Annotated in this window: 11 protein-coding genes; 8 read left to right on the top strand and 3 right to left on the bottom strand. The window is 27.8% G+C overall.

Translation table 11 applies throughout. The features are described from left to right. Positions 1 to 32: 32 nt before the first annotated feature. Positions 33 to 932 carry a YncE family protein gene (locus tag BUB83_RS12240; protein ID WP_073338759.1) on the top strand — a complete coding sequence of 300 codons (900 nt, stop codon included), beginning with the start codon at positions 33 to 35 and terminating at the stop codon, positions 930 to 932. On the opposite strand, the gene BUB83_RS12235 is transcribed toward BUB83_RS12240, so the two are convergent. Further along, positions 913 to 1437, bottom strand: a complete 525-nt coding sequence (locus BUB83_RS12235; RefSeq protein WP_073338758.1) for a DUF4364 family protein — start codon at positions 1435 to 1437, stop codon at positions 913 to 915. The two genes, BUB83_RS12240 and BUB83_RS12235, sit on opposite strands and share 20 nt — an antisense overlap. 278 nt (positions 1438 to 1715) lie before the next feature. Here BUB83_RS12235 and pdaB point away from each other — a divergent pair, with 278 nt between their 5' ends. Together pdaB and BUB83_RS12225 are read left to right on the top strand one after the other, a co-directional pair. Then, positions 1716 to 2474 carry a polysaccharide deacetylase family sporulation protein PdaB gene (pdaB, locus tag BUB83_RS12230; RefSeq protein ID WP_073338757.1) on the top strand — a complete coding sequence of 253 codons (759 nt, stop codon included), beginning with the start codon at positions 1716 to 1718 and terminating at the stop codon, positions 2472 to 2474. 254 nt (positions 2475 to 2728) lie between these two features. Beyond that, a complete protein-coding gene (locus tag BUB83_RS12225) occupies positions 2729 to 3457 on the top strand; it encodes a single-stranded DNA-binding protein (protein ID WP_073338756.1) in 729 nt (242 codons plus the stop codon). 63 nt (positions 3458 to 3520) lie between these two features. On the opposite strand, the gene dapD is transcribed toward BUB83_RS12225, so the two are convergent. Next, positions 3521 to 4231, bottom strand: a complete 711-nt coding sequence (gene dapD / locus BUB83_RS12220) for a 2,3,4,5-tetrahydropyridine-2,6-dicarboxylate N-acetyltransferase (RefSeq protein WP_073338755.1) — start codon at positions 4229 to 4231, stop codon at positions 3521 to 3523. Between the two features lie 182 nt (positions 4232 to 4413). Here dapD and BUB83_RS12215 point away from each other — a divergent pair, with 182 nt between their 5' ends. Beyond that, positions 4414 to 5580: a pyridoxal phosphate-dependent aminotransferase gene (locus BUB83_RS12215; RefSeq protein WP_073338754.1), complete on the top strand. Its 1167-nt coding sequence runs from the start codon at positions 4414 to 4416 to the stop codon at positions 5578 to 5580. A gap of 51 nt (positions 5581 to 5631) precedes the next feature. On the opposite strand, the gene BUB83_RS12210 is transcribed toward BUB83_RS12215, so the two are convergent. After that, entirely contained in the window at positions 5632 to 7149 is a 1518-nt protein-coding gene (locus BUB83_RS12210; RefSeq protein WP_073338753.1) for a sulfatase family protein, read from the bottom strand. A 176-nt stretch (positions 7150 to 7325) separates the two neighbouring features. Between BUB83_RS12210 and BUB83_RS12205 the strand changes: the two genes are divergently transcribed. From BUB83_RS12205 to BUB83_RS12190, 4 genes are all read left to right on the top strand, one after another. Next, on the top strand, positions 7326 to 8228 hold the full coding sequence (locus BUB83_RS12205; RefSeq protein WP_073338752.1) for an AraC family transcriptional regulator: 903 nt from the start codon (positions 7326 to 7328) through the stop codon (positions 8226 to 8228). 95 nt (positions 8229 to 8323) lie between these two features. After that, positions 8324 to 9943 carry a response regulator gene (locus BUB83_RS12200; protein ID WP_073338751.1) on the top strand — a complete coding sequence of 540 codons (1620 nt, stop codon included), beginning with the start codon at positions 8324 to 8326 and terminating at the stop codon, positions 9941 to 9943. A 23-nt stretch (positions 9944 to 9966) separates the two neighbouring features. Beyond that, positions 9967 to 11727: a sensor histidine kinase gene (locus BUB83_RS12195; RefSeq protein WP_242950674.1), complete on the top strand. Its 1761-nt coding sequence runs from the start codon at positions 9967 to 9969 to the stop codon at positions 11725 to 11727. Beyond that, entirely contained in the window at positions 11724 to 12692 is a 969-nt protein-coding gene (locus BUB83_RS12190) for a substrate-binding domain-containing protein (RefSeq protein WP_073338750.1), read from the top strand. The genes BUB83_RS12195 and BUB83_RS12190 overlap by 4 nt, the downstream gene beginning before the upstream one ends. The last annotated feature ends 197 nt before the right edge of the window (positions 12693 to 12889 follow it).

Raw genomic sequence — 12889 nt, 5'->3', positions numbered from 1 at the left:
GCTACATACTATAATTAATAGGTGGTGGTAAAGTGGAGAGCTTATGCGTATGTAATACAAATTCTGATTCTATTTCTTGTATAGAGCTAGAACAAGTTTCAGTTAAAAAAACAATTATATTAAATTCTAAGGATAAAGAAAAAATTGGACCACATGGAATAGTTCAATACAAAAATTCAATTTTAGTTGCCAATAATTATAGTAATAATTTAAAAGTTGTGGAGCTATTAAAGAAAAATTCAGTTAAAGAATATTTTGTAGGAATGCATTGCAATGATTTAGTGGAATATGAAGATAAAGCCTATATTACTTGTGGAGAATCAAATAGTGTGGTTGTGATAGATTTGATATCCATGAAGGTTATAGAAGAAATTCCTTGCGAGAATGAGCCACATAGTATTGAAATTAATAAGGAAAAAAAAACTTTAGTTGTAACAAATTTCAATAGTGATAGTATTACAATAATTGATTTGATGGATATGAACAGAGTTTTAAACATAAGAGTAGGAGAATATCCTACAAAAGCTATATTTTCTCCAGAGAAAAATGAAATTCTTGTATGCGAAAGTTATATTGGTAGTGATAAAAATGGATGTGTATCTATGTTATCTTTAGAAAGTTTTAAAGTAGAGAAAAAAATTGAAGTGAATAGAATACCTGTGGATTTATGTTGCAATAATGAAAATTTTTATGTATCTAATTTTGGGGATGGGTATATTCATGAAGTTAACTTGAAAGAGAGAATAATAAAAAGAACTTTTTCTATAGGCGGAATGCCAAGAGGAATGGTTTTGTATAAAAACTTTATTTTTATTGGAGATAATTATAATAATAAAGTAGTTGAGATGGACTTGATAACAGAAGATAAAAAGGCCATCCCAGTAGGAAGTGAGCCTACAGGAATGGCAATGATTACTCTTGAATCAAAATAGAAATAATATTTGTATAAATATCAGAGGAACTATTTTTCCATTTAGTGCATAATTCATTAGCTTGTTTAATTGATGCTACATTAACTTTTAAATCCATTAAAATTATATTATTTTCTGTAGCCTTTAAATTAACAATATAATTATCACCTTCTATGGTGTAATCAGCAGAAATGGTCATTTCTTTTTTAATATTATCAATATTTTTTTGGATGAAGTCGTTAATAAGCTCTTTTTTTGAAGGTGATATTCTATTATTAAAAAGATTAAGAACATTAGAGCCATTTGGGGTTATTTGTAATCTTTGCTTTCCGTCATATTCAACTGATTCAATAAATTTTGAGGTAGACAATTCTGTAATAAATTGCTGAAGGGTGAAGTAGTCCATCAAATTGTTCTTTAATATTATCTCAGTGATTTGATTATTTGATATTGGAAGATCAATTTTATTAAACAGATATAATAAAAGTAATTTATTCTCGGCTAATTCTGTTGTATTGCTATACATTTTTTCCACTCCTGACTTAAATAATGCTTTTAAAAATGTTTTTTTGGACAAGGAAATAATTTTATAATCTTTTCCGATTATTAATATATCATTATACTATACAAAAGTAAATAATAGTTATTATACCATAAAAGCAGTGAAATTTTTCAGTGCTTTTTTAATATGTAAAAGAAAATTTTCATTATTAGGTAATAAAAATAGAATTGAACATATATATTTTAGTAAATAGCTATGATTAGATTAAATATAGCTTATAAGAAATTTAAAGGTGGAGGAGAATGTTGAAAGCTTTCGTTAAATCTAGAAGTACAATTTACATTGCATTGTCGGTTATTTTAATTTTACTATTGTCAATAAGTTTAAATTTAAAAACAAAAGGCGTATTTTTTAATACAAATAAAAAATTGCCAATTTATTGTGTAGACACAGAAGAAAAAAAAGTTGCAATTTCTTTTGATGCAAGTTGGGGCGCTAATAATACGGTTAAGATATTGGATATACTTGATAAATATGATGTAAAAGCAACCTTCTTTCTATTAGGAAGATGGGTAGACCAGTTTCCAGAGGAAACAAAGGAAATTTATAATAGAGGGCATGAGATAGGAAATCACTCAGATACTCATCCAGATATGGTTGGAGTGCCAAAAACTAATATTGTAAAAGAAATAAATATTACTGACTCTAAAATTGAGAATTTAACAGGTGAAAAGACTAGTTTATTTAGATGTCCAAGCGGTTCTTATAATAATAGTGTTGTAGAGGCAGTGGAAAGTACAAATCATTATTGTATTCAATGGGATGTAGATAGTATAGATTGGAAAGAGCAAGGAGCAGATTTAGAGTTTAATAGAGTAATGAAAAAAGTAAAACCAGGCTCTATTGTTCTATTTCATAATGCAGCTATATACACCCCAGAAAATTTACCTAGAATAATTGAGGAGTTAAAAGCACAAGGGTATGAATTTGTAACTATTTCAGATTTAATTTATAAAGAAGAATACTATATTGACTATTCTGGAAAACAAATCAAAAAATAATTTTATAAATTTGGAATATTTTATGATTTTACTATTGAAATATTAGGTAATTAGTATTATAATAGTATGTAAATTAATGGAAAGATTATTGGGGATTTATCGAATTATTATCGAATTATTATTGAAGAATTAAATGTTACATAAAATTGTTAAAGAGTTAATAAATTTCAAAAAATGTAATAATTAAATTATTTGGTGAATAAATTAACTTTGTAAGATAAAATTAAAAAAAACTAAGGGAGAGATGGGGTAGTATGGATAATTTAATGCAAAATAATAAGATTTATCTTGAAGGTACTTGTATTGGCGAATTAGAATTTAGTCACAAGATGTTTGGGGAAGGCTTTTATACTTTTAGAATGGAAGTTCCAAGACTTAGTGATTCAAGAGATATTTTACCAATAACCATATCAGAAAGACTACTTATGGATGTTGACATTAGAAAAGGTAAGCAAATTATTGTTGAAGGGCAGTTAAGGTCTTATAATAAGTATGTTTCAGGATCAAATAGACTTATATTAACTGTTTTTGCAAGAGATATTCAACCTTTGGAAGAAAGAAGTAAAAATCCTAACCAAATTTTCTTAAACGGGTATGTATGCAAAAGACCAGTTTATAGGACAACTCCTTTTGGCAGAGAAATTTCAGATATTTTATTAGCTGTGAATAGAGCTTATAATAAATCTGACTATATTCCTACTATATCATGGGGTAGAAACTCTAGATTTTGCAAATCACTTAATGTAGGTGATAATATAAAAATTTGGGGAAGACTTCAAAGTAGAGAGTATCAAAAAAAGGTTGAAGAAGATGATTCTATAACAAAAGTAGCTTATGAAGTTTCTATCTCAAAGTTAGAAAGAGCAAATGAATCAGATAATGAAGATGAAATGAATTTTGGAAGAGATTATAAAGATGACTATGACGATTCAGAGGAATTTGATGAATTTTCTTCTCAGCAACATGAAAAAATAGCTGAATAAAAATAAAAGAATCGGGGGATATCCTCGATTCTTTTATTTTTATAAATATTATTTTCTTAAATATTATTTTCTTAAATCATCTAAAAGTTTTGTTTTATCTTTAGTTTTTGCATCAACTGTTTTGATTATTTTTGCTGGTGTTCCTGCAACTACAACATTTTCAGGAACATCTTCTACTACGACAGCTCCAGCAGCTACTACAGAGTTAGCTCCAACCTTAACACCTTCTAAAATAACTGCATTAGCACCTATAAGTACATTATCTCCTATTTCACATGGAGAAGCACTTGGTGGCTCTAATACGCCAGCTACAACTGCACCAGCTCCTAAATGAACATGTTTTCCAAGTTTTGCTCTAGCACCTAGAACGGCATTCATATCTACCATTGTTTCTTCACCGATTTCACATCCAATATTAATAACAGCACCCATCATAATAACGGCTCTCTTACCAATAGATACTCTATCTCTGATAGTAACACCTGGCTCAATTCTAGCATCAATATGTCTTGTGTCTAACATAGGAATAGCTGAATTTCTTCTATCACTTTCCATTCTAAACTTTTTGATTTTATCTTTGTTATCGTCTAGAAATTTTTCTACCTCTTCATTTTCCCCAAATAAAACATAAAAACTATTTTCACCGAAAACATCAATGTTTCCAGATTGACAGTTTGCTAAATCACCATCTACATATACTTTCACAGGGGTAGTTTTTGTAGTTTCTTTTATAAATCTTGCAATCTCATAGGGATTGGTTAAATCATAATCCATTTCATAATCCTCCTCATTTAGTTGGTTAGTCTTTATTATAATAAATATTGTTAACAATTTAAAGACAAATTATGAAAAAAAACAAATTTATCTAATATTTATGCAAAAAACCTATATAAATATAGACAATATTTATTGGAATGGTGTAAAATTAATAAAAAAAACAATCTGGAGGTAATAAAATGAGTGATTTTTCATCTAAAAATGTTAATAATATAGAAATATCAGGAATACGAAAGTTTTATAATAAAGTTTGTCAGGTGCCAGGAGCAATTTCACTTACTTTAGGACAACCGGATTTTCCAGTTCCTTTAACAATTAAGGAAGCCATTATTAAAGCCATAAATGAAGATAAAACGACTTACACTTCTAATGCAGGTCTTTTGGAGTTAAGAGAAGAAATTTCGACTTATTTAAAAAATGAGTTTAGTATAAATTATGAAGCAGATGAGATTTGTACAACAATTGGTGGGAGTGAGGCTTTATTATCCACTTTTACTGCTTTGATAAATAGTGGGGATAAGGTTTTAATCCCTACTCCAGCTTATCCTGCTTATGAGAGTTCAGTTAAATTGTTAGGTGGAGAAGTAATTAATTATGAGTTAAAAGAGGACTTCACATTAAATTTGGAAGAACTAAAAATTTTAATTAAAGAAGAAAAACCTAAAATATTAGTGTTGTCTTTTCCTACTAACCCAACAGGAGCTCTTTTATCAAAAGAGAATAAAGATAATTTAGTGCAATTGATTAAAGAAGAAGAAATAATAGTTATTAGTGACGAAATTTATAGTGCTTTATGCTATAGTGATGAATATTATTCTGTGGCTCAAAGTGAAGAAATAAAAAATAAAGTTATCTTAGTTAGCGGATTTTCTAAAATGTTTTCTATGACAGGCTTGAGATTAGGGTATGTGTGCGCAACTGAGAGTATTATGAAGCATATAATAAAAGTTCATCAATACAATGTTTCTTGTGCTCCTTCTATAGTTCAATATGGAGCATATGAAGGTTTAAAGAATGCTATGGAAGATGTTTGTTTTATGAAAAAGGAATTTCAAAAAAGAAGAGATTATGTTTATGGTAGATTAATTGAAATGGGTATTGATGTGGTGGAACCATTGGGAGCTTTTTATATTTTCCCATCTATAAAGAAATTTAATTTAAGTTCAGATGAGTTTTGTCATAGGCTTTTATTTGAAAAGAAACTTGCCATTGTTCCAGGAAGTGCTTTTGGAGTTGGAGGAGAAGGGTATATTAGAATTTCTTATTGTTATTCTATGAAGCAACTTGTTTTGGCATTGGATAAGTTGGAGGAGTTTTTGAAAGAATTAGTTATATTGAAACATTAAACCAAAAAACTACTGTCAAATAATAGGACAGTAGTTTTCTTTTAAAATAATTTATGCACCATATACCCTAGGCATCCACATAGGTTCTTTTCCTAGTTCAGCAGAAATATATTTCAACATCAATTCCATTTTTAAATCTTTAAATTCAGGGTTATCCCAAAGGTTATTTATTTCTTTTGGATCTTCTTGAAGATCAAACAACTCACCATAGATATGATTATAATAAACTGTTAATTTATAACGTTCATCTACATATGTTCTTAAATTAATGGTAGTAGGTTCGTGATGATGTTCGCAGATGATATGATTACGAGCCTTATCTTTATTACCTAACCAAACTTCCTTTTGATCTTTACCAGTCATACAGTTAGGAATTTTTTGGCCAATAAAGCTTAAGAAAGTTGGAGCTAAATCAACTAAAGATTGTAGGGAGTCTGAAGTTTTGCCAGCAGCTACTTTATCTGGATAACGAACTAAATAGGGTACTTTAATCATATCTTCATATAAGAAAGGTCCTTTCGCTTTTAAGCCATGATGACCTATTAAATGACCATGGTCAGTGGAGAATACAACAATAGTATTATCTGCTATTCCTAAATCATCTAGTTTGTCTAAAATTTTTCCAATATATTTATCCATCATAGTTACCATACCGTAATATATGGATAAATGTTTTCTTAACACTTTTTCCTCAGATAAATGTGTATGCATTCCGTGGATTGCATGTCCAGTTTCGTTATAACAAGAAAAATCAGGATTATCTTGTTGTGTTAGAGCAAAGTGAGGAGGATTTTTATCATGCTCACCTTCAGTTATTGTAGGTAAAGTTAATTTATCAGGGTCATACATTGAATAATAAGGTTCTGGAACAACATAATCTGGATGAGGATCAAAAAAACTAGACCACATAAAAAATGGTTTGTCTGATTCTACATATTCTTCCATTAATGAATTGGTTCTTTCTGAAATCCAAGCATCATAATGGAATTCTTCGGGTATTTCCCATTTTCTTGATGGTAGGTGTTCAAGTGTTCCAGTAGGTTTTCTATAATAATCTTTCCAATTATCACAGCCTTTTTCTTCTAACCAAAGGGCATAATGTTGACCTACATGTGCTTCATCAGTGTGATTTCTAGTTAACTCACAGTGTTGAAAACCATACCATGTTTCAGTTTTATCATTAAAAGTTTTCCAAAATTCTAAGTCTTGAAGAATAGGGTAGGCTTCTAATGAAGGATATTCATCAGTGGAAGCTAAAGGCTGAAAATGGGCTTTTCCCACAAGAGCTGTCTTGTATCCAGCATTAATAAAGTCTTCTCCAACAGTATGAATATCTTCAGGTACTTTTGTTCCTAGTGTCCAACCACCATGTTGACTTGGATACATTCCTGTAATAATTGAACCTCGTGTAGGAGTACAAGTAGGGTTTGGACAATAGGCTCTACTGAAGGTTGTTCCTTCTTTTACTAATCGGTCTAGATTTGGAGTTTTAATTTCAGAGTTAAAAGCTCCAATAGTATTCCAGTGTTGTTGATCACTTGTGATTAATAGAATATTTGGTTTTTTCATTTTTTTATTCCTCCTAAAATATAAGGTTATATTTATAAATTCATTAATTATAATTATGAAGGATTTATAGAAAAATACAATGGAAAAAGAAGATGAGGATTTGTAAAAAAAAGATATTTAGAATATAATAAAACTAAATATACGTTTAAATAAACAGTTAAGAGGGAATAAGGAATATGAAAAAAACAGATACTATCATGATTGATGAATTAAACCCTTATGTAAGAAAAGTTGGCGTTCAAGGTATTGCTGAGTGGGGAAATACTTATAGGAAAATATATGATCATGAGTGGATGTATTGTATTAAGGGAAAAGCTTATTACAGTGCAAATGGAGTGGAACATGAACTTACTAAAGGAAGTTTGCTATTAATAAAACCCAATATTCCCCATGGATTTTGGAAAGACAAAGAAAATCCAGCAGAAATAATATGGGTGCATTTTGATTTTAAATATAGAAGAGATGTGCATGATTTGGAAAATTTAATAAAAGATAATCAGAATATTTATTTTAATGAGGAATTGCCAGAAAAAAATTATTTAAGGCAAGATTATAAGATTGAAAATAGATTTTTTATACCTGAGATATTTAAAATAAATAAAACTAGTTACGTAGAAGATAGATTTAAGGATATATTGAAGGCTTTTGATCAGCATCATATAACTTGGCAATTAGGGGCAAAAGCAAATCTTTTATTAATAATTAAAGAGGTAATATATCAAATGACTGAGGAGAATAATTTAAATTCAAAATATAATAATGAGAATTTAATCGATTACATAAAGAGTTATATCAATCAATATTATTTTAGAAAAATCACAAGAAAAGAAATATCAAAATATTTAGGATATAATGAAGATTACATAGGTAAATTTTTCAAAAATAAGGAAGGGATTTCAATATCCCAATATTTAAATGATATAAGAATAGAAAAAGCAAAAGAATTATTAGATAAAACTGATTTTTCAGTAACCAATATAGCAGAATTAATAGGTTTTTTAGATATATATTATTTTAGTAAAACAATGAAAAATATTACGGGATACTCCCCAAATGAGTGGAGATGTAGAAATGTTTAAATTAATTGATTTTATATAAATTGATTTGACATAAATTAGTGTGATATTATAAATACAGGGCATTATAGATGAAATTTATTTTATGGAGGATGTTAATGTATACTTTGATGTTAGTAGATGATGAAGAAATTGTTAGAAAATCCATACTAAAAAATATTCAATGGGAAGAACAAGGCTTTGAAGTTATAGGAGAAGCGGAAAATGGCAAAGAGGCCCTAGATTTAGTAGAAAGAAATATTCCAGACCTACTTATTACAGATATTAAAATGCCTTTTTTGGATGGTATTGGACTAGCTACAGAGTTAAGAAAAAAATATCCCACAATAAAAATCGTTTTTTTAACGGGTCATGATGAATTCCAGTATGCCAAGGAAGCTATTAGCTTAGATATTTTTGAATACATTTTAAAACCTACCTCAGCTTCAGATTTAATAGAAATTTTGAGTAAAATCAAAACTAAGTTAGATAAAGAAACTTCTGAAAAAGAGGATATTGAATTATTGAGAGAGCATTACACTAAAAGTTTACCAGTATTAAAAGAAAATTTTTTGAACTCCTTGATTTTTAATAACTTAAGCAAGGAAGAAATTGTTCAAAGGTCAGAATATTATAATATAGATATAATGGGTAATGGGTATTGTATCTCATTAATAGACCTTGAAAAAAAAGAAAATACATATAGTTCAAATTTATCCTTTGAACAATGGGAGCACATTGAGCTTACAAGATTTGCTCAAATGAGTACTATCGAGGGAATAATAAAAAAATATAATATAGGTTTAGTTTTAACTAATAACAATAAGATTATTGTTATTACAATTGCTAAAGAATCAAAAAAGGAAAGTTCTTTAATAAAAACATTTAATTGTTTAGAAGAAATCAGGATTTATATAGAAAAATTCAGTAAATATAAAGCTACCATAGGAGTAGGTACTTTTGTCACAGATATTAGTTCATTAAATCTTTCTTATAATAGTGCTATGTCCGCATTAAATTATAGAATTCTATTAGGAGACAATAGAATTATTTTTATTGAAGACATTGAAGCTAAGAAAGATGAAGAAATAGTACAGGATGATACCAAAGTAAAGGATTTAGTGACAGCCATAAAATTTGAAACGGAAAAGGAAATCAATAATCACATTGAAAGCATATTTGATAAATTTATTAATTCTAATGTAACTATCAAAGACTATGAAATATTTTTTTTGGATATTGTAACTTCTATTTTAAAAACAGCAAAGGAATCAAATGTAGACATTGACACTATATTCGGAAAAAATAGTAATTTGTTTATTCAATTACAAAACCTTAAAAATGTTAATCAAATAAAAGCTTGGCTAAAGGATATATGTTTTAAAATTAAAGATAGCATTGTAAAAGAAAGAGAAGAGGGGTATAAACTTTTAGTAATTAAATCATTAGATTATATCGATAACAACTATCATAATAAAGATGTTTCTATAAATAAAGTATGTCAATACCTTCATATTAGCTCAGCTTATTTTAGTTATATTTTTAAAAAAGAAACTAATTTAACTTTTGTAAATTATCTTACAAATAAAAGAATGGAAAAAGCTAAGGAACTTTTAAAATCAACAGATTTAAAAAGTTATGAAATTGCTGAAAAAGTAGGATATGCAGAATCAAATTATTTTAGCTATTCATTTAAAAAACTTTACGGGAAATCGCCTACAGGTTATAGAAATGGCTAGGATTGTTCTTAAGGAGAAAAAAAGTGAAATTTATAAAAAAAATATTAAATTCTATACAATTTAAAAGTTTGCAATTTGTAATTTCTATGTCATATAGCATATTAATAATTAGTGCTATGTTGTTTATAGGAATAACATTATCGAAGAATTATTCGGATAATGCCATAGAAAAAGTAACTTTAAACAATGATCAGTTTATAGAACAGGTTAATCTAAATTTAAATTTTTATATAAAAACCATGATGGAAACTTCAAATACTATCCAAAATAGTATTATAACAAACGATAATATATTTGATGAAAAATTAACGGAACAAATAAATGTGATTTTAAGTACTAGAACGGACATAGTTTCAATAAATATTTTTTCTAGCGAAGGAGAATTGTTATTATCCACTCCTTCTTATAAAACTAAAGAGGATTTAGATGTAAAAAATCAAGAATGGTTTTTAGCCTCTATAAAAAAACAAAATAATTATATTTTTTCTTCTCCCCATGTTCAAAATATTTATGAAGGTAAATATGATTGGGTATTGTCATTAAGCAAATCTATATCTCCTTTAAATAGCCATAAGACAAGTGAATCCATTGTTATATTGGTAGATATGAATTTTAAATCAATTAATGATTTATGTACATCTATAAATTTAGGGGAAAAGGGGTATATATTCATAACAGACCGCTCAGGAAATATTGTATTTCATTCACAACAACCTTTGATATATAATGGACTCAAAATTGAAAACACAAAGGAAATATTAGATAATGCTTATGGAAGCTTTATTCAAGACCAACAAAATGTTAAAAGATTGATAACAAGAAAACCTATAAAGAATACCAATTGGGATTTGGTGGGGGTTTACTTTATTGATGAAATTAACGAAACTATAAACAGCACTAATGAATTTTTGGTGTATATAATTATTGTGGTGGTAATTGTTTCAATTTTGATTTCAGCTTTTATATCTTCAAAAATTTCTAAGCCTATAAAGGAATTAGAAATTTCAATGAAAAAAGTTGAAGAAGGTAAATTTGATACTTTTATTGATATAAAAGGGGAAACTGAAGTAGAAAAGCTTTCAGAATCTTTTAATGTTATGGTAAAAAAAATAAAAGAATTAATGGATCAGATTGTTGTTGAACAAGAATTAAAAAGAAAAAGTGAGTTGAATACCCTTCAAGCTCAAATAAATCCTCATTTTCTATATAACACATTAGATTCTATAGTGTGGATGGCTGAAAATGAAAAAACAGATGATGTAATAATAATGGTTACAGCTTTAGCTAAATTATTTAGAATAAGTTTAAGTAAAGGAAAAAATATTATTACAGTAAAAGAAGAATTAGAGCATGTTAAAAATTATTTAATTATCCAAAAAAGAAGGTATGTGGATAAGTTTGAATTTAGTTTTGAAATAGATGAAAGTACTTTAAATTATAAAACCTTAAAACTCATTCTTCAACCTATAATAGAAAACTCAATTTACCACGGTATAAAATATATGGTGGATGAAGGAAATATAAAGATATCAGTTTTTATAAAAGATAATAAATTAGTTTACTTAGTGGAAGATAATGGAGTTGGTATGGATAAGGAAACTTTAGAAAAATTACAATCAACAGATTTAAAAGAAAATAAGATGGGTGTTGGGGTGAAAAATGTTAATCAAAGATTAAAGTTGCTTTATGGTGATGAGTATGGAATTGAGATTAAAAGTGAACTTGAAGAAGGAACTATTGTACAATTGTTGTTACCTATAATTGAAGAGGAGAGAAAAAATTGATTAAAATTAATAAATTAATAGTTATAATACTTCCCTTAATAATAGCAACCTCTTGTAGTTATAAGCAGAAAATTAATGCCAGTAGTGAAGTTAAACAAGTTGCTTTAATTGTTAAATCAAGAGAGGATTATTATTGGGAGACTGTAAAAATGGGAGCAGATATTGCGGCAAAAGAGTTCGGTGTGGAAATTAATTATATGGCTCCTATAGATGAAAGTGATATAGATGCACAAATTAAAATGGTAAGTGAGGCAGTAAATAAAGGGGTTGATGCAATTATTTTGGCCCCTTCTGATAGCAAAGCTTTAGTGGATATAGCTAATAAAGCAAGAAATCATAAAATACCTGTTATTATAATTGATTCTAATTTAGAAACCGATGCCATCAATTCTTTTATAGCAACGGACAATTTTGAGGCAGGAAAAAAAGCAGGAGAAGAATTGATTAATCTTGTGGGAGAAAAAGCAAATGTTGCTTTAATGGGCTATGTTAAGGGAAACCTTACAGGAGACCAAAGGGAAAGTGGTTTTCTAGATACACTTAGTAAATATCCTAATATTAAAGTTGTAGCAAAAAAATACTGTTCAGAAGATTCTAGTTTAGCAACCACTTTAACTAAAAATGTTTTGAGTGAGTATCCAAACTTAGATGCCATTGTTGCATTAAATTCAGTGTCCACCATTGGAGTCGCTGATGCAATTTATGAAATGAATTTGATGAATGGGATAAAGATTGTAGGCTTTGATTCTACACCAAAAGAAATTCAGTATATTGAGAAAAATGTAATACAAGCAACTATAATACAAAATCCTTTTAATATGGGATATTTAAGTGTGAAAAATGCTAGTAGTTCTATAAATTCAGAGAAGATTGAAGAATATATAGACACAGGTTCTAAAGTTATAAATAAAGAAAATATGTTTTTACCAGAGAATGAAAAATTCATATTTCCTTTTGTGAATTGACTTTAGTAGTATATTTTATCCAGTATATTTATAGAGAAAAATGATAATAATTATAGTGAACTATAATTATTATCATTTTTCATGTAAACAATGCCATAGGATTTTTATATAACTACCATAGGATTTTATATTCTTACAAGTTTGAAAAGATGATAATATATATTTAAAGGTTTACAAAAACTCTTTCAAAATTTTTA

The organism is Clostridium grantii DSM 8605 (genome assembly GCF_900129965.1).
Taxonomy (GTDB): domain Bacteria; phylum Bacillota; class Clostridia; order Clostridiales; family Clostridiaceae; genus Clostridium_AF; species Clostridium_AF grantii.
This window is presented reverse-complemented; position numbering and strand designations above follow the sequence as displayed.